Source organism: Haloferax sp. YSSS75, from assembly GCF_046764215.1.
Classification (GTDB): domain Archaea; phylum Halobacteriota; class Halobacteria; order Halobacteriales; family Haloferacaceae; genus Haloferax.
This window is the reverse complement of record NZ_CP177206.1, coordinates 385,635-409,045: the sequence shown is the minus strand read 5'-3', so window position 1 is coordinate 409,045 and position 23,411 is coordinate 385,635. Positions and strand designations below refer to the sequence as shown.

Annotated in this window: 23 protein-coding genes; 7 read left to right on the top strand and 16 right to left on the bottom strand. The window is 61.0% G+C overall.

What is annotated here, in order from left to right; all coding sequences use genetic code 11:
* Positions 1-426 carry a DUF6069 family protein gene (locus ACK3R5_RS02170; protein WP_411967918.1) on the top strand — a complete coding sequence of 142 codons (426 nt, stop codon included), beginning with the start codon at positions 1-3 and terminating at the stop codon, positions 424-426.
* Between the two features lie 72 nt (positions 427-498).
* Here ACK3R5_RS02170 and ACK3R5_RS02165 read toward each other — a convergent pair whose 3' ends face one another.
* Positions 499-1,422 (bottom strand): diacylglycerol/lipid kinase family protein, encoded by a 924-nt coding sequence (locus ACK3R5_RS02165; RefSeq protein ID WP_411967917.1) that lies wholly within the window; start codon positions 1,420-1,422, stop codon positions 499-501.
* Positions 1,423-1,522: 100 nt separating this feature from the next.
* Between ACK3R5_RS02165 and ACK3R5_RS02160 the strand changes: the two genes are divergently transcribed.
* Positions 1,523-2,200 (top strand): PHP domain-containing protein, encoded by a 678-nt coding sequence (locus tag ACK3R5_RS02160; RefSeq protein WP_411967916.1) that lies wholly within the window; start codon positions 1,523-1,525, stop codon positions 2,198-2,200.
* A gap of 73 nt (positions 2,201-2,273) precedes the next feature.
* On the opposite strand, the gene ACK3R5_RS02155 is transcribed toward ACK3R5_RS02160, so the two are convergent.
* The 9 genes from ACK3R5_RS02155 to ACK3R5_RS02115 all read right to left on the bottom strand — a co-directional run bounded on the left by ACK3R5_RS02155 (position 2,274) and on the right by ACK3R5_RS02115 (position 11,394).
* A complete protein-coding gene (locus tag ACK3R5_RS02155; RefSeq protein ID WP_411967915.1) occupies positions 2,274-3,785 on the bottom strand; it encodes a molybdopterin-dependent oxidoreductase in 1,512 nt (503 codons plus the stop codon).
* Complete coding sequence (locus ACK3R5_RS02150) at positions 3,782-4,426, bottom strand: hypothetical protein (RefSeq protein ID WP_411967914.1); 645 nt, start codon at positions 4,424-4,426, stop codon at positions 3,782-3,784. Before ACK3R5_RS02150 ends, ACK3R5_RS02155 begins: the two co-directional genes overlap by 4 nt.
* Before the next feature lie 23 nt (positions 4,427-4,449).
* Positions 4,450-5,934 carry a heme o synthase gene (locus tag ACK3R5_RS02145; protein ID WP_411967912.1) on the bottom strand — a complete coding sequence of 495 codons (1,485 nt, stop codon included), beginning with the start codon at positions 5,932-5,934 and terminating at the stop codon, positions 4,450-4,452.
* Positions 5,934-6,740 (bottom strand): heme-copper oxidase subunit III, encoded by an 807-nt coding sequence (locus ACK3R5_RS02140; RefSeq protein WP_411967911.1) that lies wholly within the window; start codon positions 6,738-6,740, stop codon positions 5,934-5,936. The genes ACK3R5_RS02145 and ACK3R5_RS02140 overlap by 1 nt, the downstream gene beginning before the upstream one ends.
* Before the next feature lie 5 nt (positions 6,741-6,745).
* Entirely contained in the window at positions 6,746-7,762 is a 1,017-nt protein-coding gene (locus ACK3R5_RS02135) for a hypothetical protein (protein WP_411967910.1), read from the bottom strand.
* Positions 7,762-9,477, bottom strand: a complete 1,716-nt coding sequence (locus ACK3R5_RS02130) for a cbb3-type cytochrome c oxidase subunit I (RefSeq protein WP_411967909.1) — start codon at positions 9,475-9,477, stop codon at positions 7,762-7,764. The genes ACK3R5_RS02135 and ACK3R5_RS02130 overlap by 1 nt, the downstream gene beginning before the upstream one ends.
* Before the next feature lie 42 nt (positions 9,478-9,519).
* A complete protein-coding gene (locus ACK3R5_RS02125) occupies positions 9,520-10,386 on the bottom strand; it encodes a plastocyanin/azurin family copper-binding protein (RefSeq protein WP_411967908.1) in 867 nt (288 codons plus the stop codon).
* A 112-nt stretch (positions 10,387-10,498) separates the two neighbouring features.
* The gene (locus ACK3R5_RS02120) at positions 10,499-11,086 is read right to left on the bottom strand and encodes a helix-turn-helix domain-containing protein (protein WP_411967907.1); all 588 of its coding nucleotides are present in this window, start codon (positions 11,084-11,086) and stop codon (positions 10,499-10,501) included.
* A complete protein-coding gene (locus ACK3R5_RS02115) occupies positions 11,083-11,394 on the bottom strand; it encodes a hypothetical protein (RefSeq protein ID WP_411965398.1) in 312 nt (103 codons plus the stop codon). Before ACK3R5_RS02115 ends, ACK3R5_RS02120 begins: the two co-directional genes overlap by 4 nt.
* A 146-nt stretch (positions 11,395-11,540) precedes the next feature.
* Between ACK3R5_RS02115 and ACK3R5_RS02110 the strand changes: the two genes are divergently transcribed.
* Both ACK3R5_RS02110 and ACK3R5_RS02105 read left to right on the top strand, forming a co-directional pair.
* A complete protein-coding gene (locus tag ACK3R5_RS02110; RefSeq protein WP_411965397.1) occupies positions 11,541-11,783 on the top strand; it encodes a hypothetical protein in 243 nt (80 codons plus the stop codon).
* 18 nt (positions 11,784-11,801) lie between these two features.
* Positions 11,802-12,503: a glycosyltransferase family 2 protein gene (locus tag ACK3R5_RS02105; RefSeq protein ID WP_411967906.1), complete on the top strand. Its 702-nt coding sequence runs from the start codon at positions 11,802-11,804 to the stop codon at positions 12,501-12,503.
* A gap of 39 nt (positions 12,504-12,542) precedes the next feature.
* Here the strand turns inward: ACK3R5_RS02105 and ACK3R5_RS02100 are convergent, their stop codons facing one another.
* The 3 genes from ACK3R5_RS02100 to ACK3R5_RS02090 are packed head-to-tail and all read right to left on the bottom strand — an operon-like array spanning position 12,543 to position 15,479.
* Positions 12,543-12,953, bottom strand: a complete 411-nt coding sequence (locus tag ACK3R5_RS02100; RefSeq protein ID WP_411967904.1) for a plastocyanin/azurin family copper-binding protein — start codon at positions 12,951-12,953, stop codon at positions 12,543-12,545.
* A 24-nt stretch (positions 12,954-12,977) separates the two neighbouring features.
* Positions 12,978-14,210: a ZIP family metal transporter gene (locus ACK3R5_RS02095; protein WP_411967902.1), complete on the bottom strand. Its 1,233-nt coding sequence runs from the start codon at positions 14,208-14,210 to the stop codon at positions 12,978-12,980.
* Positions 14,211-15,479 carry a multicopper oxidase domain-containing protein gene (locus tag ACK3R5_RS02090; RefSeq protein ID WP_411965393.1) on the bottom strand — a complete coding sequence of 423 codons (1,269 nt, stop codon included), beginning with the start codon at positions 15,477-15,479 and terminating at the stop codon, positions 14,211-14,213.
* A gap of 404 nt (positions 15,480-15,883) precedes the next feature.
* Here ACK3R5_RS02090 and ACK3R5_RS02085 point away from each other — a divergent pair, with 404 nt between their 5' ends.
* Positions 15,884-17,926: a PA domain-containing protein gene (locus tag ACK3R5_RS02085; protein ID WP_411967901.1), complete on the top strand. Its 2,043-nt coding sequence runs from the start codon at positions 15,884-15,886 to the stop codon at positions 17,924-17,926.
* A 170-nt stretch (positions 17,927-18,096) separates the two neighbouring features.
* Here ACK3R5_RS02085 and ACK3R5_RS02080 read toward each other — a convergent pair whose 3' ends face one another.
* Together ACK3R5_RS02080 and ACK3R5_RS02075 are read right to left on the bottom strand one after the other, a co-directional pair.
* Positions 18,097-19,482, bottom strand: a complete 1,386-nt coding sequence (locus tag ACK3R5_RS02080) for an FAD-binding oxidoreductase (RefSeq protein WP_411967900.1) — start codon at positions 19,480-19,482, stop codon at positions 18,097-18,099.
* A gap of 237 nt (positions 19,483-19,719) precedes the next feature.
* The gene (locus ACK3R5_RS02075; RefSeq protein WP_411967899.1) at positions 19,720-20,292 is read right to left on the bottom strand and encodes a class I SAM-dependent methyltransferase; all 573 of its coding nucleotides are present in this window, start codon (positions 20,290-20,292) and stop codon (positions 19,720-19,722) included.
* Between the two features lie 368 nt (positions 20,293-20,660).
* Here ACK3R5_RS02075 and ACK3R5_RS02070 point away from each other — a divergent pair, with 368 nt between their 5' ends.
* Together ACK3R5_RS02070 and ACK3R5_RS02065 are read left to right on the top strand one after the other, a co-directional pair.
* The gene (locus ACK3R5_RS02070) at positions 20,661-21,683 is read left to right on the top strand and encodes a tyrosine-type recombinase/integrase (RefSeq protein ID WP_411967898.1); all 1,023 of its coding nucleotides are present in this window, start codon (positions 20,661-20,663) and stop codon (positions 21,681-21,683) included.
* 193 nt (positions 21,684-21,876) lie between these two features.
* A complete protein-coding gene (locus ACK3R5_RS02065; protein WP_411967897.1) occupies positions 21,877-22,410 on the top strand; it encodes a hypothetical protein in 534 nt (177 codons plus the stop codon).
* Positions 22,411-22,568: 158 nt separating this feature from the next.
* Here ACK3R5_RS02065 and ACK3R5_RS02060 read toward each other — a convergent pair whose 3' ends face one another.
* Positions 22,569-23,357, bottom strand: a complete 789-nt coding sequence (locus ACK3R5_RS02060; RefSeq protein ID WP_411967896.1) for a DUF429 domain-containing protein — start codon at positions 23,355-23,357, stop codon at positions 22,569-22,571.
* Between the last annotated feature and the right edge of the window lie 54 nt (positions 23,358-23,411).

Below are 23,411 nucleotides of genomic sequence, written 5' to 3'. Positions count from 1 at the left end.
ATGTCAACAGTCACACCCACCGTCAGGCCGACACGCTCGGTACTCGCTCGTCGGGGACTCCTCGCCGTCGTCCTCTCCGTCCTCGCCAACGGCCTCGTCTTATCGCTCGTCCTCGCGAGCGGCGCAGTTCAGCCGTTCGCACCACTTTCGTACCCGTCGGTGCTGTTTCTCTCAGGGGCGGGCGCGGCGGGTGCGACACTCGTCTACGGACTCCTGTCGACTCGGGTCGAGAACCCAGACCGGACCTTCCTCCGCGTCGCAGTCGCCGTCTTAGTCGTCTCGTTCATCCCGGACATCGGCCTACTGTTCGGCGACCCACAGGCGACGATTCCGGGCGTCCTCGTCCTGATGGCGATGCACGTCGTCGTCGCGGGTGTCTGTGTCGGGACGTTGACGCGGCTTGGTCGTCCGGCGACAGCGGTCTGAGTCGGATTCGACTGCCGCATTGTTCCTAAATAGGGTCACGGAAGCCGATGCTCGTGAGACTGTTTTTGGGGGTTACTTCGGTGTCGTCTGTGACCACTCGGGGGGGTTCGGGTCGTAGTCGGGTCCGACAAAGAACCGCATCAAGCCCGGCCGACTGTCGGCGGTGAGTTCTGCCGTCTCCATCATCTCACCGTCGAGACTGAACTGGGCCTGCTCGTCGGTGAGCGTGACGTGGAGATGTGACGTCTTGACTCGGGTGAGATGACTCGCTCCGCGCCGGAGTAATCGGTCCGCGGCACCCTTCGAGAGGTAATTCAGCGTCGGGGCGTCCCTGATGATGACGACGTTCATCAGGCCGTCTTCCATGTTCGCCTGCTTCATTCGTTCACCGGGGAACCGCCGGCCGTTGCCGACGAGTACCATCAGCGCGTCACCCGACCAGACCGGTTCTCGGTCGGGGCCCACAGAGACGTCGAGTTCGGGTGCCTCGAAAGTACGAGCGACCGAGAGTGTCGTGAGCACGTACGCCAGCACACCAAGTCGCCGTTTGAGTGCTCGCGAGGTCCGTGCGCTCGACTCGCTCGTCAATCCACTGACGCAGGAGTTGAGGAACGGACGGCCGTTCGCCATGCCGACGTCTAACCGTCGCTCTCTCCCGTTTTCGATGACATCGAACGCGTTCTCGACGCCGCGAATCCCAATGTTGTCCGCAAAGTCGTTTCCCGTCCCCGCTGGGATGACCCCCAGCGAAACCTCATCGAGACGGTCCGACGTGAGTACCCCCTGGACTGTCTTGTTTAGCGTGCCATCGCCCCCACAGGCAACGACCGTATCCGACCGCTCTGCTGCGGCGCTCGCAAGTTCGGTCGTGTGACTGCCACCCTCGCTGTCGAGGACTTCGTAACCGCGCTTGAGGGCGATTTCTTTGGCCCGCTTCGACCGCTGCCCGTCGCCACTGTTCGGGTTCCGGACGAGTATCGGTGTCCTTGAGGTCACTGTCCGGAACTCACCCCACAGGGGGAAAGGAATGCCGGCAGCATGGCCCGTCGACAACGGGCGTCAACCGATTTATACCGTTCGTCTGTGACGGGTATCTATGTTCGATTGTGACCTCCACACGCACAGTAGATTCTTTCACTTCGAACCGGAGGTTGCCGCGGCGTACGACCCGATTGGCACACGTCTCACACTCGGCGTCGCCCGACGCAGAGGACTGGACGGTATCGCGGTCACGAACCACGACTACTTCGAGGCGGAGACGCTCATCAGTCCGAACTGCCTTCCGGGTATCGAGATATCCACAACTCAGGGACATCTCCTCGTCGTCGGTCCAACTCCCCCGACGCGAACGCGTCGCGGAGAACTCACGCCGACCGACGCGGTCGACCTCGCACACGAACACGACTGTGCCGCGATTATCGCACACCCGTTCCGGAACAGCACACTCCGGGAGAGCGATGCCAGTTTCGACGCTATCGAGGTCAACGGGAAACACCCAGAACACAGGCGTCGAATCGAAACGATTGCCAACGACCGAGGGATTCCGGTCGTCGGTGGCAGTGACGCTCACTTCCCGTTCGAAGTCGGTCGTATCTCCACCCGGTTGGATATCGACTCGTTCACGCCCGAAGCAGTCGTCGACGCGATTCGGGCCGGGCGCGTCGAACCGCACTTTCGTGACGGACCACTCTTGCGGGGTCTCGGTGCCGTGTATTCGAAGATTCATCAGTTGAAAGGACACAGCAACCAATCACATCGAGTCGACGGGAAGTAGCGCACTTCAGAGACGGTGGGTGCGAGACGACGAGACGAACGTGGACGAAAACACCGCCTGCGACTGTGTCAGTTCACCCTCTCGGTTCGATACGTCGCCGGACCCACCCAGTCGCACCCATCGGAAACGGCGGTGACTCGACTGCCGTCTGCACCGTTCCGTTCCCATCGACGGCGCGGACCACCACCTCGTGTGGAGAAGACGCTTGGTACTCGTAGACCCACTGTCGCCACACGTCGTCGCCGGGGAGTGGGTCGGAGAGTCGCGCCTCGGTCCACGTCTCACCGCCGTCGGTTGACACCTCGACAGTCTGCACACCGCGGACGCCGGCGTAGGCGTGGCCGCCAACCTGAATCGACCCATCGGGGAGGTGATTGACGACGTGGAGTTTCGCCACCGTCGATACCGGTCCAGTACCGTGCCACCCGCGCTTCTCCCAGTACCCCTCCCGTGGCCCGCCGAGGAATTCGATTTCCGTGAGCCACTTGACGTTGATTTCGCCCCAGTGGCCGGGAATCAACGCCCGAAGGGGGAATCCGTGCTTCCGAGGGAGGAGTTGGCCGTTCATCGCGTACGCGAGAAAACCGTCTTCGAACGCTTCGATGGGGAACTCTTCGAAGTAGCCATCCGCCGCTCTGAGCATCACGTGCGTCGCCTCCGCAGTCGGTCTGGCTTGCTCGACGAACGTCGAGACGGGGACGCCCGTCCAGAGCGCGTTGTCCATCAACTGGCCGTTCAGCGGTTCACCGACGCACCGAAGCGTGACGAACCGATGTTCGGGAGTCACGTCAGTGAGGTCACCGTAGGTGACCGTCAGTTCGCGTTCGACCGCACCGGTGAGACGGAGGTCCCACTTCGACGCGTTCAGATTGGGATTGACGGCGTCGATGTCGATTTCGTAGAACTGCTCGACGGGCGTGACGAGTCCACCCAGTTCGTCGACGTCGAGTGACCGAGCGCGGGCGTCGGCCAGACGACTGTCGATGACGTCTCGCTCTACCGCAGGGAGCGCCGTCACCACCGATGTCTCGGGGCGGACGAGGCGGAGTCCGACGAACGCCGAGAGGCCAAGATATCCGAGAAAGCCTGCGGTTGCGACGACGATTCGCCGGCGTTCACGGTCCGGTGATTTGGAGTGCGGGGCGTACCGCCAGAGACCGACGGCGGCGGCCATCGGGACTGCGGCACCGAGGGCGAAAAACGGAGCACCGACGAGAAGCGTGGTGACTGCCCACCCGGCGAAGTACGTCCCGAACACTGCACCGGGCGTGCCGCCGACACGCGTTCCGAGTGCGTCGCCGACCAGTGCCACCGCCGCGAGGAGACCCACAGCCAATCCGAGAGAGAGAACGAACGCGAGCGTCTCGCCGAGCGTCCCGAGTAGCTGAATCGAAGCGGTGACGACGATACCGGGAGTGGCCTTCACCAGCCACAAGTTGACGGGGGTGGCGACGAAGTTTCGGGTGAGTCCGGCGACGGCGAACGACCCGGCCAGACCGGAGAGTCCGGCGAGGAGCGCCATCGGGCCTCGCCGTCGGAGGTGTGCCCACAGTCGCGAACGGCGGTCCGCGCTGGTCGACTTCACGGCCGTGACCTGCGGTGACTCACGTGCAGGAGGCCAAGCGTTACGAGAAAGAGCACGGTTCCGACGTCGTAGGACCACTGGTAGGCCGTCGTCGTGAGCGCCGTCGCAGGCCCCCCGAGGAGGCCAACTGCGGGCGCGAGTATCGGTACCGTACACCCGACACAGGTTGCGATACCGAGGACGCTCGCAATCGTGCCTCGCGCCACGGCGAGGACGTTCGCGTACACCAGATACGCGAGCGAGGCGTAGCCGACGACTTCGAACGGGACGAGATAGAGGCGTATCCACGAACTGTCGAACGCGAGCAGTGGACCCCATCCCGGTGCGTACCACGCGATTCGGAGGTCGGTTCCGGTGGCGAGTCCACCCAGTCCGACGTTTCCGGGGACGCCCATCACCACGAGGAAGTAACCGACTGCGACGAGGACGCCGAGGAGTCGATGGCGACGGTTCTGCGGCGCGGGCGTCGTTCGGAGTATCGCCCAGAGGCCGGCGTTTATCCAGACGAACGGGTAGACGACGTACCGAAACTGGGTCATCGTCGCACTCGTCGCGGAGAAATAGCCGACGAGGGCTATCGCTTCGAACACGAGGACCACCACCCAGACGACGGCGTTTCGTGGGACGACGGCGGATACCACCTCCTCGGACGACGCAGTGCGGGTCATAAGAGGAGTGTATCGACGACGACTGCGACGAGGAGACTTCCGAGGTACGCGTTCGACGTGTGGAACGCGCGGAACGCCGCACGCTCGGTTCGTTCACGGAAGAGACCGACCACTGCCCAGACGAAGACGCCACCGACAGCGGCCACTGTCACGGCGTAGACGACGTCGAGGCGTTGGTGTGACCCGAGTGCGATTGCCGCGAGCATCGTCGCTCCGAGGTAGAGCATGATGTGTCGCCGTGTGACCGACTCGCCGCGAACGACGGGCAGCATCGGGAACCCCGCCCGCTCGTAGTCGTCTCGGTACGCCATCGCGAGATTGTAGAAGTGTGCAGGCGTCCAGAGGAAGATGACGACACCGAGGACGATTGCGGGCATCCCGACAGTGTTCGTCACCGCCGCCCACCCGATGAGTGCAGGGAACGCGCCCACCGCACCGCCGAGGACGATATTGTGGGTCGTGTGCGGCTTCAGGAGCAGCGTGTAGACGACGGTGTAGAACACGATGGCCAACGCGCCGAGTGCCGCCGCGAGCACGTTCACGAAGGTGACGAAGACCACCACGGACGCGAAGGTGAGCACGAAACCGAAGTTGACGGCGTTACGAACCGGGATGCGCCCCTCGACGAGTGGACGGTCGTTGGTGCGGGCCATTCGCCGGTCGACGTCGCGTTCGAGGACGTTGTTGAACGTTCCACTCGCGCCGATAGCCAGGACACCACCGACGAGTGTCGCGACGACGGTCCACGGGTCGAGCGTCCGACCACCTGCGATGCCCATCGAAGCGAGCGCGACGAGACAGAGTAACCACCAGAGTTTGGGTTTCGTCAGGGAGACGTACGCTCGAACCAGGTCCGCGAACCCGAGCGACGCCTGCGTGTCGATGGCGTCGGCCTGTGCGTCGAGAGACAGCGTGTCGTCAGTGGGAGTCGCCGTCGACACCGCCGAACCGTGATGCGGGTGCTGGTCGGCCACTGGTCTCGACGCCGCCGCCGACTCCTCGACGGGTGTCTCGACTTCGAGTTGCCACAAGAGCGCGAGCAGCAGGGCCGAGAATATCGTCATCGCCACGACGAGGTGAACCGACGAGATGCTGGTCGGGGCACCGGAGACGGCGGTGAGCGCACCGATTGCGACCTGTACCGGGTAGAGGGCCGCTCCGACAGTGAGCGCGGTTCGGACCCGAGTCGGCGTCGTCTGTCGCGACGCCCACGCGCGGACGGCCGTTCCGAAGAGCAGGAGGCCGACGACGAGCGCGACGACGCGGTGTCCCCACGCGACGGCGTATGGGAGGGGGTCGTCGAGCGACAGGAGCAACTCGTCACTACAGAGCGGCCACGTCGAACAGGCCGTCGCACCGTCGAGGAAGGCAGTGGACACACCGACGACGACGAGGAGATACACGCCAATCGTCGTCGCCGTGAGTAGTTCGACGACACCGAGCGAGGCAACCCGACGAGAGAGTGTTCCAACCATGGCCATCACGTCCCGAAGTAGACGAACGTCAGGATGGCGAGCGACACGGCGGTCAGGAAGTGCCAGTACGCCTCGACGGTCCGAACCATGAGGTTCCGGTCCTCGCTGAAGTGGTTCCGAACCCGGGCGCGGTAGACGACGATGCCGACTAACACCACGCCCGCCGCGAGGTGGGCAGCGTGGAGGCCGGTGAGCGCGTAGTACGCCGCGCCGTACGGGCCGGTACTCCAGAACAGGTCCGCTGCCATGAGCCGAGTGTACTCGATTCCGAGGAGCACGAAGAACGCGGCACCTGCGAGAATCCCAACCGAGAAGCCTCGAACGACACCGCTTCGGTCACCGGCCTCGACTCGTCGCCGTCCCCAGTTGAGTGCCGCACTCCCGACGAGCATCGTAGCGGCCATCGCCGCCCCGAGCCAGAGCGTCACGGCGGGATACCCCGCAGGCGGGAACGGTCCGCGCGTCGCGTCGAGGTAGAACCACGCGACGAAAAAGCCCATGAACACGAGGATTTCGCTGACGATGAGCACGTACATCCCGAGGAGGCCCGTCTCGATGCCGAGCAACTGCCGCTTCTGTTCGGGGACGACACCCGTCTCGAACTCTTCGATAGCGTACTCTCGCGTCCAGCCCCAGAGGCCGTATATCATCACGGGAACGCCCGCGACGAGGGCCAGTGGCCACAACAGTCCCCACCCGACGAGGAGCAAGCCAACTCCGACGACGAACGGGTACTTACTCCCGTGGGGGAACCCCTCTGCTCCCTCTCCTCTCCGAATCGGTTCACCGACGTTTGATTCTGATTCTCCCATCGTACTCACCTCACGTTGTAGACGGCCGCCGGTTCGGCGGCGATACGCTCGTCGTGTCCGCCGCTCTCTTCTTCGGTGTGTTCGTCGCCGTCCATCTCGCCGCCGTCACCCATCTCTCCGCCGTCGTGTTCGTCGTCACCCATCTCGCCCTCACTGTGTTCGTCGCCGCCGACGCCCGTCGGTTCGAACGCCGCCTCTCCACCTTGCGCCTGCGCCCACGTCTCGTAGTCCGCCGGCGAGACGACGTACACGGACGCAATCATCTCCGAGTGGGCTTTTCCACAGAGTTCGGCACAGCGGACCTCGTACCGGTCTGCGGGGATGGTCTGGTCGCCGGCCCGGATGGTCGTCTCACCGTGGACCTCACCGACGTAGAACCACGCCCGATTCGACTGCGCCGGGATGGCGTCTTTGGTGATGCCGAGTTCTTTAATCGCGAAACTATGGATGACGTCGGCAGACGTCGTATCGAAGACGATGAGCGTCTCCGCTGGAAGCACGACCTGTTCACCCTGTGAGTGTGGAATCCCATCGACGTCGAAACGCCAGAACCACTGCGACGCTACGACGTCCATGTGGAGTTGCTGTGTCGCACCGGTCTGTGCCGCGGCGTCGGCGGGCGTCGCCTCGTCAGTCTGTGCGAGCGTCGACGCGCCGACGAAGATGGTCGTCGACATGATGACGAGGACGGCGAGCACGAACACCGACAGCGTCAGTCGGCCCTGTCCGGGGACCATCGGTGCCGCGGCGTCGCGGACGCCGACCGAGTGACGATACACCGCCCAGACGACGAGCGCGACGAACAGACCCCCGCCGACGAGTGCGGCGAGGAACATCGTCTGCTTGAAGTCGATAATCGTCGAGAGGGGGAAGAGACCCTCTTCTTCCGGTTCGAGAAGGCCGAAGCCGAACTCGTAGACGAACAGCAAGAACGTGAAGAGGAACACCGAACCCCACAGCAGCGATTCGACTCTGTCACCGCGTTCGTCGAATCCGGTCGCGGAGGCGTCGTCAGTCGCCATCAGTCGTCACCCCCTGTTTCGTCGGCAGTCCCGCCGTCGTGTGCCACACCACCGGATTCGGGTTCGTGTCGGCGAACCGAACTCGGAGTCGGCGGCCAGTAGGGAAAGCCGTCCCACTCGGGCGACGGCATGTTGTGACCCGAAAACAGGTCGTCCCACGGGTCGTCCACTTCGTCGCCGTTACGCAGACTCCACAGCAAGTTCGCGAAGAACGCCAGTTGGCCGACGCCGGCGAACAGGGCGAACCCAGTCGCGAGGATGTGACCCAACTGAAGCTGTGGCGCGTAGGTGTACGTCGCGTACCGACGCATCATCATGACGCCGTCCGACCCCGGGGCACTCCCATCACCGAGCAGTCCCATCATGAAGAACAGACCGAACATGCCGACGATGGTCGTAAAGGCGTGGAACTTCGCGAGTCGCGTGTCGTACATCCGGCCGGTCATCCGGGGGAACCAGTAGTAGACGCCAGCGAGCAGGCCGAACAGTCCGACCGTGACGATGGTGAAGTGGAAGTGCCCGACGACGAAGTACGTCGAGTGGAACTGGATGTCGGTGGCGGGTTGACCGAAGAACGCGCCGTCCATCCCCGAGTAGAGGAGTCCGATGACGACAGATATCGAGAACAGCATCGGCGTCGTCAGGTGGAGTCGCCCCTTCCACATCGTGGCTATCATCGAGTAGATGTAGACGCCGAACCCGAGGAAGATAGCCATCGAGAACACCATGAAGGCGTACCGACTGGCCGCGAGACCGGTCGCGTACATGTGGTGCGCCCAGACACCGACAGAGGCGACGGTGATGAGCGCCATCGACGCGATGAGCGGTTTGTAGCCGTAGAGCGGGCGTTCGGAGAATCGCGAGATGACTTCCGCCGCGATACCCATCCCCGGTAAGACGAGGACGTACACCTCTGGGTGGCCGAACGTCCAGAAAATCCACTGGTAGAGAAGCGGGTCGCCACCCGCTCGGGCGTTGAAGAAACTCATCGCGAGGTTGCGCTCCAACCAGACCATCCCCCAGGCGTCGAGCACCCACGGGATGGAGTAGAGCGCGAGGATGTTGGCGAACATCGTGAACCAGACGAACGGCGGCAGGTCGAACCACCCCAGCTTCGGGTCGCGTTCGTTCAGGATGGTCACGAAGAAGTTGGCCGCACTCCCCGTCGAGGTAATCGCGAGGATGCCGACGCCGACGATGCCAGCGTCCTGCCCGAACGAGTTCATCATCGTGTTCAGCGGAGGGTACTGGAACCACCCTGCGGCGGTCGGAACGCCCGAGAGGCCGAGGAGGTTCGTGACGAAGGGCGTATAGAGGATGATGAGGCCTGCAGAGATACCCCACGCACCGAGCGCGTTCATTCGCGGCCACGCCATCTCGTCGACGCCCAAGAACAGCGGGAGCATGTAGTTGAAGAACGCACCCTGCAGTGGCAGGATGACGAAGAAAATCATCGTGAGTCCGTGGACACTGATGAGTGAGTTGTAGCCGAGCAGGCTGAGATACACCGGTTCCGGTGCGACTGCGAGGTCCAACCGGAAGACCAGCGCCGCGAGTCCGCCCAGTGCCAGCGCGAACAAGGCGTGCCACAGGTAGATGATGCCGATGACCTTGTGGTCCGTCGTGTAGAGCCAGTATCGCCACCCTGTGAAACCGTGTCCGTCGTGTCCCTGTTCGTGCCCACCACCGTGTTCTGTCGTTCGTTCGAGACTCATCGTACAGTCACCTCCCGCCGAGACGCGTCGCAGCGCGTCGCGTCATTCATCGTGTTCATCCTCCATCTCGTCGCCGCCCATCTCACCGCCCTCCATGCCGTGGCCGCCTGCGCGGCCAGCGTGGACGAATCCACGGAGTTCTTCGACCTGATGCATCAGAGCTTCGCCGTGGAGTGGGTCCTGTTCTACGAGGCGTGAGAGGTCGGCCGTCATCGCCGGGTCCCACCCGACCGGGTCTTCTCCCATCGTCCCGTCTTCGCCCCAGATTTCCCCGACGACGACGGCCCCGGCCATCTTGAACATGTGGTGGTTCTGGCAGTAGTAGACGTAGACGCCCTTCTGTTGGAACTGGACGCCGAATCCTCCCTCTTGACCGACGAGGCCGACCATCTTCCGGTTGAACCGTTCGTCGATAGTCGGGTCACCACTGCCGTGTGTTCCTGCTCGATACCCCGAATCGAAGTGGGGAGCACCCTCCGGGATGAGACTCGTGAACAGACCGTCCGCACCGAACGACGTGACGGTGTGCGTCCGGCGCTCGGAGAACCCCGCTTCGTTGTAGTGTTCCCAGAACACTCGCTGTCCGGGTTCGACCCAGACGACGTGCGGCATGAAGTGGTAGTTGTCCGAGTCGTCTGTCGGTGCAATCGTGCTGACCGTCACCGCCTCCATCTCCATGTGCTCTCCGCTCGGCATCTCCATCTCTATCTGACTGGGCGATGCGGGGTACGACCCATCCGCTGGCGCACCCTTGGTCATCTGCAATCCCTCTCGGCCCATCACGTAGGACATCGACGCGTCGGTGCTCCCGGCCGTCATCGCACACCCTGAGAGTGCTGCCACCCCCAGCGCACTGGTGGCCCCGCAGAGTTCGAGGAACCGACGCCTCCCGTATCGAGTCTTACGCACCGAACCACCCACGTGCCATGGTAGAGGGTAACAAATGGCGTGGGAAAAGTATAGAACACCTACCACAGCTTCGCAATTAGTGAGACTGGCAGAACCAGTCAGAACAGGCACCTCACCGAATGGTGAGGTTAGCCTGCTGTCTGTCGATTGCCGACTCGTCGGCACGACTGACACCCTGGAGGTACTCCTCACCAAATCTCGTGATTTGATACTTCCCACGGCCGACGCGCTCGACGAGTCCGTGGTCGGTGAGTTCGGTCAATCGACGGTTCACCTCGCCCCTGCTCCGACCGATGTTGTGGGCGACGATGGACGGTGTGAGGACGAGGTCCGACGACCGGAACACCTCGAGTATCTCGTCGTCCATCGGGACCATCCACTCGTCCGGTTGCCGAAGCTTATCGGGGTCACGAAACAGGAGTTCGGCCCACGCTCGTTCGGTTACGTCACGGTGAACCTGGACGTACAGGCCGAACACGACGAGCATCGCTGCGAGTCCGTGGACGAAGTGGGCCACGTCGGGGCGGAACAGGTCAGCCAGCGGTCCACCGACCGAAAAGAGGAGGAACCCGCCGACGATGAACTGGATTGACCGCCGGTAGCCGACGGCGGGCAGTTGCGCGTACACGAGGTAGGCGAGTCCGGCGAGTGAGACCAGTCCCATCGAGAGGTTGTAGAGATGGAGTGCGCCGTCTATCATTGGTCAGTCCCCTCCACGGCGACGGTTCGAAGTCGGTGTTGGCTCAGGACCATCATCCAGATGAACACCGCCACACCGGTGAAGACCAGACTCTTGAACAACTGGACGAGCACCGGTTGTGTCGGGAACACGAGGATGAACACGTGATAGAACGTGAACACACCCATCACGAACGAGAGGGCGAAGATGGCCCGTCCGAACGGTGAGCGATGAAGTGACTCCCACATGAGGAGCGACAGTATGGCAGCAGCGGTCCCACTCACGAGTGAGAACACCACTGTAAGTGTGTAGAGTGACTCCCCCTCCATGTGAAAAAGTAGCATCCGAACGCGTATATCTGTTATTCGGTGCAGACTGTATCTGTCTGAAACTGATACGTCTGCAGGAGACGACGGCGAACGACTGTCTGTCGCCCGAGTAGAATTATTACAGGAGCACGCCGATATCTTGGTAGGTGAGAACATTGCACAAAGTAGATACGGGACGAGTAAACTCGTCCACACTCGGCGTCACACTCGTCGTCGTCGGTGTCGTCTCGCTCCTCACGCTTCGGTTCTGGGCGAGTCCGGTCGTCAGCCAACTCGTCGGCCGCGAGCGCGTCAGCGTCGTCGCGTTCCTCGGCATTCCACTGTTCTTACTCCTCGTGGGTGCCGGCATCGCCCTGTTCGTCTGGGGGCCGGACGCGACGACGGAGTGACCGTCTCGTTCGTCACCGATGACTGTCGAACACGCAGTCGTCGCACCGAACCCGGTTCTCTCGGTGGTCATCCCATCGGTTCCTGCGCACGACCACAGTCGCACCGTCGAACACTTGCGGTCGCAGACGTTCACCGACCCGTACGAAGTTCTCGTCGTCGACGACGCCTCACTCGACCGGTCGGCCGCCCGGAACCGTGGTCTCGAATCGGCCGCAGCGGACGTCGTCGCGCTCACTGACGACGATACTGCGCCACCGCCGGAGTGGTTGGCGACTATCCATCGAGCGTTCGCGAACGACCCGGACCTCGTCTGCCTCGAAGGACCAGTCTACGGTGGCTGTCGAAGCGACGTTCCTCGCCACTACGTCGGGTGTAATCTCGCGGTGCGTCGAGCGGACGCACTCGCCGTAGGTGGGTTCAAAAGCGAGTTTTCAGAGTGGCGCGAAGACGTCGAGTTCGGATGGCGGATGGAACGCGACGCCGACGGCACCTGTCGGTTCGACCCCGCGATGCGGATGTGTCATCCATCAGTCCCTCGAACGGCCTTCGACGCCACCCTCGAACACGAACTCAAGACGTCGTATCCCCACCGATACGCGACTATCATGAACGCATCTGTCCGGAAACGACTGTATCGGCGGTGTCGTTCGGCCGGTCTCACCCAACCGATTCACCGTCTCCTCAACGCACTCGGCTATCGCCGTTCGGTCGGCGACTGACGACGCTCGAAGCGCGTCGGGAAGACCAGGAAAACAGCGTTATTCGACGACCACAGTACCGACCATCTCCGAACTCTCGTGGGGGATGCAGTAGTACTCGTAGGTACCGGGCACCTCGAAGGTGTGGTCGTACGTCTCTCCGGGACCGAACAACCCGCCGGTCACGTCGTTCCGGGCAGCACGTTCCGTGTCGAATCCGCCGCTCGCGAAGTACGCGGCGTCGGCGGGTATCTCGTCTTCGTACGCCGTCACTGTGTGGCCGACGCTGCTGTCGTTGACCCACCGGACCGTCGTGCCGGCGCTGACGGTGACGCGCTTCGGGTCGAACTCGAAGCTGTCGTTCATCGAGACGCGTCTCGTCCCACCGGACCCACCGGCGGACGAACACCCCGCAGAGAGCGTGGCGAGGGCCGTCACGCCGCCGAGTCGGAGGAGTTGTCGTCGGTTCATACCGTGTGGGAGAGGCCGTGGGGATTAGAGTGCGACGAAGAGGTCGGTGACGTACATCACGACGAGACCAACGAGGAACGTCACGAGGTTCAACGCCGACCCGACCCGTCCGTTGCGACTGACCATCCCGCGCAGTTCCCAGATGACCTGCAGAATCGCACCCACGCCGACGGCGAGGAAGAGCGCGCCGAGCGTCGGTGAGAAGGCCAGACTACCGAGCCAGCCACCGAGGATGACCGGTGCACCGGCGATGACACCGAGGGCAAAGAAGTGCCAGATACTCGGGCGTTCGCCGCGAGCGACGGGGGCGACGACTGCCGGGCCTTCGGTCACGTTGTGTAACATGAACCCGATGACGAGGAACGCGCCGAGCGAGACGCGCCCGAGTGCGAACGAACTCCCGATAGCGAGCCCCTCTGCGAGGTTGTGCAGGCCGATACCGAGTGCAACGAGATAGGCGACCCAGAGGCCGCTCTGAGCGCGTGCGTCACCTGCCGCTGCACGGCCCTCGCGCCACGCACTGACCGCTTGTACCGTGAGCAGTGCACCGAGGATACCGAGGACGACGAGTGCGGGCCCTTCGAACGCACCGGGGACCTGTTCACCGAGTTCGAACGCCTCGAAGCCTGCGTCGACGGCGAGGAAGGCGAGGATACCCGCCGAGAAGGCGAGAATCGCGTGTAACCACCTGTCGCTCATCGTCTGCAGGAACGGGAACCACAGCATCCCGAGCGCCACGGGGATGACGCCGACGAAGAGGCCGATGACGACCATCGTCACCAGCAGGTCCGTCGTCAATCCGGGTGACTCACTCGGCGCGACGATAGTGTGGTGGACCGTGCTCCCGTCGGAGAGCATCAACGCGACGTCGAGGTCCCACCCCGGGTTCCAGTGGTACGGAACGACCACCTGTGCCGTCTCGCGGGGAGCGAGCGTGTTGTCACCGCCCGCGCCCGTCACCTCGAAGTCCCAGTACGCGTCCGCGACGAGCACCTGCGAGATGGTCACCTCGTCGGGACCGTTGTTCGTGACGTGGACGACGACGGTTTCGTCGCTCGGAAGCGTCGTGTGCGTTATCGTCAGGTCGGGGAGTGGTTCGCCACCCGTGTCGAGAGACGCGAGTGGGGTCGCTGCAAAGAACCCACCCGCGATGAGTCCGAGGAGGACGAGTGGGAGGAGTGCGGCCACCCATCGGGGAAGTCCCAGTGGGTGTTCGGTCTGGTTCACGTTCGTCCCGCCGTCTGTTGGTTTACTCATTTAGACCACCTCGAAGAAGCTCATCCAACCAAGTTCGGCGAACTCCGACTGGTGGGCGTGGAACATGTACAGGCCCGGGTCGTGGTTGGAGTAGTCCAGTTCGATGATACCGCGCTGTGCCTGACACTGCATGATCGTATCGACAGTCTTCGACGTCGGCCTGAGCGTCGTCCCGTGGTCGTAGTAGTCGAAGAACTGCGAGTGGGTGTGGAACGAGTTGATGAGGTCGAACTCGATGGCGTTGACGAGGTAGACCCGATGTCGTTGGTTCTTGTCCAACTGGATGGGTCGCTTCGTCTCGCCGGCCTGCCAGTTGCCCTGCCCGTCGGTCTGACCGACTCCGTAGGCGAACGCTCGCGTGTTGACGGCGTACACCTCGTTGTCGCCGTCGAAGTTGGTGTCGAATCCGTTCATCACCATCACCATCTCGTTGACGGCGTCGTTCTCGGGGGACTCGTGGTTCCGACTCTTGGCTTCCGCGACGAGTTCCGCGCGGAGTTCGTCGGTTATCTGTGACCGGTGGAACTCGCAGTACTCTTCGGGGCGCTCTGCGACGCGTTCTGGGTCCGGGTCGACGATGATTGCGCCGTAGAGTCCGCGGTGGATGTGCTCTTTCAGCGGGAGCGAGTGGCAGTGATAGAAGTGCGTGCCCGCGGGTTGGGCAATCCACTCGTAGGTGAACGATTCGCCCGTCTCGAGGACGCCCGGCCCGTTGGTCGGGGTGCCGTCCATGTTGGGGTTGAGGTTCCGCAGGTGTGGGTGGATGGTGTGCGCGTGGCGGCCGAGGTTCGTGAACTTCACCCGGACGAGGTCACCTTCCACCGCCCGGAGCGTCGGCCCGGGAACCTGCCCGTTGTACGCCCACGCCGGGAACTCGATGCCCGGTGCGATGGTCACCGTGGTGTCGACGGCCGTCAGTTCGAACTCTCGAACCGTCCGTCCGTCCTCTTCGTAGACGTCCTGCGGGACGTTCTCCTGTTCACCCCGACCCGTGTTGAACTGAGAGAGAAACTCGTGTGGGTCGAAATCCGTGTCTTCGTACTCGCCGACAGCACCGAACTTTCCGTGTGTGCTGTCGCCGTGTGACCCCGCGCTATGGGAGTCGCCATCTGCTCGGCCAACACCGGCGAGTGCCGCACTCCCAGCGAGTCCGAGGCCACCGAGAACTGAGCGTCGGCTGACTTTGAAATCGGTGTCCAGTGAGTCGACCAACTGGGTCTCCAGTCGTTCGGAGAGTTCCTTGGCCCGTGCGTAGTCTAACGATGGCACGAGTGACACCTCACGGCAGTCCCGTGAACACTCGACTCGATTCCCGTCGAGGAGCGACTCGACAGCGTCCAGTGTTGAGTGTCACGGTGATTACCCGATATATTTTGGGCCTTCATAATAGTAAGTTAGACGGGTCTAAATAAAAGGTTTGTCAAGCTAGTGAATTGCGTGCGTGGTGCAAAACACTCTGTCCGGATTCGATAATCTACGACGTTGTGGACACTCTCAGTTGATAGACGATGCCCCAAATCAGGGGTTAGACAGGCAGAGACAGGCTAAAAACAAGATATTGCGAATTTCACATGAACGATAATTATATATAAATGAATGACAACTGTTTGTCTACAACACGAGTTGGTCCTCCCGATTGTTCGACTGAACCTGCCGTGTTGAGATACATGTCAATGAATAACTCCAACGACAAGCCTGAATCGTCCTCGTCCCCCACACGAACCTCCGTCTCCCGTCGCTCGATACTCGCCATGCTCGGCGTCGGTGGCCTCGGAACCGTGGGTGTACTTCCGCGAGTGGCCAGTGCACACCACCCGGATGCCGTCACCGACGACCCCACCGAATCGGACGAACACGAGGGGCACCGTGGTCTGACCGGCCACGGCGCGCCGGACCCGAGCGAACCCCTCGAGGAACACGACGCCGCAGTCTCGGACGTCGTCAGCGACGGGCCGTCCGCAGACGTGGTGAAGAATCTCGCACTCGCGGGACGCGGTGAACGCCTGCTCCCAAACGGAACCACGGACGTGTGGGCGCACGAAGGGTATGCCTACGTCGGGACGTTCAACACGCCCTGTGGCACGGGTGCTGGGTACGTCGATGGCGGCGAAGTCAGCCTTCAGGAAGACCTGCTGGGTCCGGGCATCGCCGTCTTCGACGTCCACAATCCCAACAAGCCAGAGTACGTCGGCAGCATCCCCTCGGTCGCAGGCAGTCGCACCAACGACGTGAAAGTCGCGAACATGAACTCCGGGCAGGTTCTCGCGCACTCCAACGAGGCCTGTGACGGCGGGCCGGGTGGCTTCGAACTCTACAACGTCGACGACCCGACGGCACCCCAGCACCTCGCCAGCGTCCAGACTGACGACCCGAACGCGTTCTTGCGAACAGCGCTCGGCTTCGTCGACTTCGGCGTCCACAACCTCTGGTTCTTCACGCAAGGAGCGAACGACTACATCGCCGCAGTCGTCGAGAGCGAGTTCGGCAACTTCCAGATATACGACATCACGGACCCGTCCAACCCGCAGTTCGTGAGCGCGTGGGGTGCGGAAAGTCTGTTCGACCCCAACGTCGACTGGTTCTCCCTCGGTGCAGACGAATTCGCCCAGATTCTCGAGGCAGACGCCTACCTGTTCGGTGGCTTCGGGTCCTCACAGAACCGCTTCCTACACGACGTGACCGTCAACGAGGAGGGAACTCGCGCCTATCTCGCCAACTGGGACGCCGGTCTAGTCCTCCTCGACATCTCGGACCCGGCGAACCCGACGCTCGTCTCGCAGGCAATCGACCCGAATGCAGGCGACGGCGAAGTCAACAGTCACCAGGCGTTCCCGAACGAAGACGGCAGCGTCGTCGTCGAAACCGAAGAGGACTTCGACCCGTTCGAACTCACGTTCGAGATTACGAGCGGAGCCAACGCGGGCGAGTACCCCGTCGCAGAGGGTGCAATCACGGAACCCATCGTCGACCTTCCCGACGGCACGATGAGTGGGCCAACGACGTACGTCGGCCTCGGGTGCGAGGCGGGCAGCGTTCCTCCCGCACCGTCCCCAGACCACATCGCGGTCATCCAGCGTGGCGATTGCACCTTCACCTCGAAGGCCCAGAACGCACTCGACGCTGGCTACGCGGGTATCGTCGTCTTCAACGACGCCGCCCGTGGTGACGCACTCGTGACGATGGGAGGGGACCCAGTCGACATCCCCGGTGTGTTCGTCGGCCACTCGACTGGACTGGCAATCCTCGGCGTGAACGACGTTTCAGAGGTCATCCCCGGGGCCAGTGGTGCCCCCGTCGAGGTGGTAAGTGGCTACGGTCGCTGGGGCAACGTCCGTATCTGGGACTACTCCGACGAATCGAACCCCCAACTCCGCAGCGAGTTCGACACGGTGTGCAGCGCCAACCCCGGCGACCCGAGTTGCGACCCACGTGGAACCTACTCGGTCCACAACATCATCGTCGAAGACGACATGGTGTACATCTCGTGGTACTCCGACGGCGTCCTCATCCTCGACATCTCGGACCCGGCCAACCCCGTCGAAGTCGCCCGGTACAGTCCCAGTGGACAAGACTTCGAAGACCAGAACGGCGGTATCCAAGACGTCTGGGGCATCGACAAAGAGAAGAACAGTCCGTGGATTTACGCCTCCGACCGCAACGGTGGTCTGTACGTCCTCAAGGAACTCGGTTCCGGGTCGGAAAACCGTAACCGCTAACGAGCGAGACAGCTCCGTGACCTGAGCACGGAGACCGAAACGCGCGAAGGCGACTCTCCTCGTCTTCGCTCACCCGTCGAACGAGATGGGACCGATTCTCACGTTGCTGCTTCAGAGCGGACAGTGAAACGACTGCGGCCCACAAAAATGAGAGACTGTGTTCGGCGGCGCTATGCTGCGGGTTCGATATTCTGATTCACGTGGAAGAAGTTCTCCGGGTCGTATTTCGCCTTGACCTTCTGTAATCGCTCGAAGTTGTCGCCGTAGGTGGCGCGAATCCGGTCTTCTCCTTCTTCCATCATGAAGTTGATGTACGACCCACCGAACGTGTGGGGGTGGACTGCCTCCCAGTAGCCATCGGCCCAGTCGGTAATCTCGTCGGCCTTCGCCGGGTCGGGGTCGACGCCGACGATGACCATCGACCAGTTGGCGTCGCGGGCAGACCACGCAGTCTCGTCGGCGTCCACGTCGTGGACCGCACCGTCGATTGGGTAGAGGTGCATCCCTGACTTTGGTGTCGGCACTTCTGCGAACCGTTCGTGAGCCTCGATGGCGTCGTCGCTCAGTTCGCGCACGAAGTCACCTTTCCAGTACCACTGGTCGCCCTCTGGGTAGAGGCCGTCGAACATCCCCTGTAATGCTGGATACGGCATCTCGCCGACGTGCTCGAACAGCGGTTCGGCCACGTCGCGGGCCGATTGGAGCATCGACTCCGCCTGCTCGTCGTCTCCCGTGCAGCACCACAGCAGTCCGCAGACCTTCTCGCCGTGAAGCTCCGGTGGGAACGGGTCACCCGGCACTTCGGCGACGAGATAGAAGGCGTACACGTCTCTCGGAGCCGCTGTTATCCAATCGCGGTACCACTGCATGGTCGTCTCTAGCTCCGACAGCGGCCAGAACATCGGTCCGGCGATGACCGTGTCGACCGGGTGTAACTGGAATTCGAACGAGGTGACGACACCGAAGTTGCCGCCACCGCCCCGAATCGCCCAGAACAGGTCTTCGTTCTCGTCTTCGCTCGCGCGAACCATCCGCCCGTCGGCCAACACCACGTCCGCGCCGACCAGATTGTCGATGGTCAGTCCGTACTTGCGGGTCAGATAGCCGTGTCCGCCACCGAGCGTCAGTCCCCCGACGCCAGTCGTCGAGATGATTCCACTGACCGTTGCCATCCCGAACGCGTGGGTGGCGTGGTCGACGTCACCCCACGTGCAACCTGCTTCGACAGAAACCGTCTGCTTGTCCGTGTCGACTCGGATACCGTTCATCTCCGAGAGGTCGATGACCAGTCCGTCGTCCACCAACGAGAGTCCCGGCCCGTTGTGGCCGCCACTCCGAATTCCCGTCTCGAGTCCGCTCTCGCGGGCGTAGTTGACCGCCGCGATGACGTCCGCGACGTCCGTACACTTGGCGATGAGTTGCGGACGCTTGTCTATCATCGCATTGAATATCGCTCGTTCGTCGTCGAACTCCGGGTCACCTGGTCGAATCAGGTTGCCCCGGAACGAATCCCGGAGTTCGCCAGTTATCGTTGCATCGTCTCTTGCTGTAGCCATTGTTTTCCTCACGCGCACTCTGCATCACTTGTATTGTGCCCGAATGCGGAACGTGCGCAGGAGATAGTACACCGTGCAGTGCGTTATTTGTTCCCATATTGCACTGATTCCCATGGGTTCTTTGGTGTTGATACGAAAATAGCCAGAAAAAATTGATATCTTCGTTTCGAGAATGTCGTCCACTGAGCCACGGTTCGCTGGATTCGGGTGCCGTTCGGGTACGTCGTCGCCGACGTCTCACGCGCTGGCGAGCGTCCGTATCCACCCCTCTCCCTCCTCGATTCGAATCCCGTGGAACCCTGCGTCGTCGACGAGCGAACGAATCTCTCCGGGAAGATACGTCTCGAAATACCGGCCGTCGGTGTCGTATCCGCTCTCCTCGCCACGCTTCACGGAGAGGGAGACGACGCCGTCGTCGCCGAGGACACGCCCGAACTCCCGGAGTGTGTCGGGAGCATCACGTCGTGGGACGTGGAGAAACGACGCGCACGCCCAGACGCCGTCGAACGCGCCGTCTCGAAACGGCAACTGTCGCATATCCCCTCTGACGAATCGCGCGTCGGGGACGTTCTCTCGTGCGACGGCCACGAACGACGGCGTGAGGTCGAATCCGACCACGTCGAGTCCGGCGTCGGAAAACGTCGCCGAGTCGACGCCGGGGCCACACCCCACGTCCAGTACCCGTGGCCCAGAGAGTGCCTCGGAGAAGTCGTCGCCGAACCGCGCGGCAATCGACTCGGAGAGATACTTGTCGACGAACGCGTCTGCATCACTCTCGTACACCGCTGTCGTACGAGACACTTCGTCCATGAGCCACGGTTCACGTGGCTTTGGTGTCAGTCTTTCTACACGGGGCCGGACCACAATCGCGACGAGTTGCTCCCTGATTCGAACCGCCATAGTCGGATAGAATTCACTGCTCGCGTATGCTCGTAGCAGAATTCATGGGCCCTATGGGGTTCGAACCACCTGAACTTCGCTCGCTGACGCTCGCTCGCTCCGTAATTCGAACCACCTAGAGGGAATGTTCGGCCTTCGCTGTCGCTCAGGCACTCACATGGGCCCTATGGGGGAGCATCCAGATTGTCCCGCCTTGTCAGCCACCAGTTGATAGGCGATTCAAGTCCTAAAACGGCCGTTTGGAAATTCGTCTCCTGTCGTTGTTCCGCGAAGTGACCATGACCAACAACCTCGAACCCTTGGAACCTGCGGCAGCGAAACGGATGTACCTCGATGCTCGCAGTCAGGAGCTATCAGACGCAACGCTCCAATCACACCACTACCGACTCAAACAGTTCGTCCAGTGGTGCGAAGACGAAGCGATCGACAATATGAACACGTTCTCCGGGAGGGACATCCACCGATATCGTATCAAACGACGTAACGAAGACGGCCTTTCGAATGCCTCGATGCGAGGTCAATTGGCGACTCTTCGTGTGTTTCTCCGGTTCTGTGCGAGCATCGATGCGGTCGAACCCGGCCTTGACGAGAAGATACTGCTCCCAACGACTACGTCAGAAGATGCCCGGACAGAATCGTTGAGCTCAGAGCGTGCCTGGCAGATTCTCGCTCATCTCGAGAAGTACCACTACGCACGCTTAGAACACGTACTACTGGAGGTCCTCTGGCACACTGGGTTGCGAATTGGTGCTGCTGTCAGTCTGGATGTCGACGATTACGATTCAGAGGAGCGGTTTTTCCAACTTGTTCACAGACCCGAGCGGGGGACATCTCTGAAGAACGGCAAGGAGAGTGAACGCTATATTGCATTGAGTGAACGTGTTTGCAGAGTTCTGGATGACTGGCTCAAGGTCAACCATCCAAGGACGATAGACGAGTATGGTCGAAAGCCGCTCTTCGCAACTAGTCAAAGTCGGCTAAGTCGGAATAGGGGCCGGACAATCTCGTATCAGTACACCCGGCCCTGTGTGTACGACTCGATGTGTCCACACGACCGAGACATCGACGAGTGTGATGCGCGACCTTCACCACGAGCATACGCGTGTCCGTCCTCACTCAGCCCCCACCCAGTTCGCCGTGGGGCGATTACCTACTACCTCCAGCAGGACACACCAGAGCGGGTCGTGAGCGATAGGATGGACGTCGGAACAGATGTGCTCGACCGGCATTACGACCAACGAACAGAGCGGGAAAAACTCAGGCAACGGAGGCGGTATCTGCCAGAAGATGAGCGAGAGTAGATTTCGTGCTGACGTTTAGAATTGACTACTGTTGGCTCTGTTGAACCTCTCTGTTTCTGGCAATTTATTGAGGCCGTTCTGAATGTAGGGAACGTTCCACGGTTGGTTGTTGGGCCCCGGTAATCAAGCCGATATAGAATAAAGGCCCCAGTTGGGGGTCTTTTTATATACTTTGGGACCCAAAAGCCACTTAATGACCAGGAAAAGCTTAAAATTGTCAGAAGACGCCTTCCAGCGATTCCAGCGGTTCAAGCATAAGAATGAGTCTTGGAATGGATTTGTTCATCGCGTCTGTAACTTGTTGGAAAGTAACCCTGACCAACGTGCTAGCCAGCCAACCATGTCATCAAGCGTTGAGACACCGAGCCGCGGAGAAAATGCCACAATTCGCTTCCAATGCTTCGAAACTGATTCCGGAGACTACAGTGTACAAGCCCGTGTCGAACGGTCTGTTGGCTCATCGGGGGTCGAGCTTGACCTCTTATATGTCAAGAGTACTGGATTGAAGCTCGGGGAGACTGAAGGACGTAAAATGTTGGAAGAGTATTTAGCTAAAAAGCCAGAGGGCGAGAAGTCGGCTTTAGTCTACCTCACCAGCGACTATCCAACTGAAGAGTTTGAGGCGGACGTTAGGCTATGGTTCGCCGAAGATACCGAATCCGATAGGCTGGTAGTACAACGAGTTGAGTTCTCCGACGTGACGAGACTTGACGAAGACAAAAAGTAGATCACTCTGATTTGGTCGCTTCAACCTAGATTAGACTCAGTAACAATACTGAACACATCTTCGATATTCGGCAAGTTTCTTCTAACAACTACTCAGAAGGTTGTTTGTGATCGGGCTGAATACAATAGCGTTTAGCGCAGGGCGTTATACCGTGAGTCTCACGCATAAATTTGGCCTTCAACAAGTTTTTGTTCACAACCAAGCCCCTCGCGTAGTGCACGGCCGACTGCAAACGCCGCACATACACTGTCCAATGCGTCATCGGATTGGATGGCTTTCTCGACGAGGTCTTCTTCAATAGACAGTTTCTCGTGGGACTGCAACCCTTCGGCGTTCACTCGTCGACGCCTTTGTGATTGTTCGCTATTGTCCTTGTACCCAATCCGGTAGAGCCGTTCAGCTCCAAATGTAGCCGCTGGATAGACCTCAAGAACTGATGGTTTCGTCACGTCACGACTCTGCATTGGTAACACTCGCACTGCATCATCGGTAACGAGAGGATATAGAACATCGCGTAATCCATAGAATACCTGATATCGTACTTGTGGACTTATAGGGGATTGACCTCCGAATCGGAAATCGGTCTCGCGCCTCGGTTCACCTTCTGATTTATATGGACCAGGATATGCATCTATATCCTGATCGGAGAACCTGTTAGCAAACTCTTCGAGAAATTCTTTCCAATTTTCGGCCGAGACGGATGATTGAGAGAGGCTAAACGGAAAGTCTAGACCAACCACAGCATTATTTGATTGACGAATTAATTCGCGAAGTTCGGTGAGAACATCGCTTCTGTGTGTGCCTGAAAATAGTTCAGCCACAGCACTCACGTCCTGAATATGGAGAAGTTGATTCGGGGTGTCTGTCAAGGATGCTTCTGTAATCCATATCTTCTGGCCTGGATATTTGCTCCCACTAAAATCGATCCCGTAGACCTTGGTAGACATGTCTGCAATTCCATTACAGGTGTTATCTTTCTACCGCAGGAATATTGTGCTGCA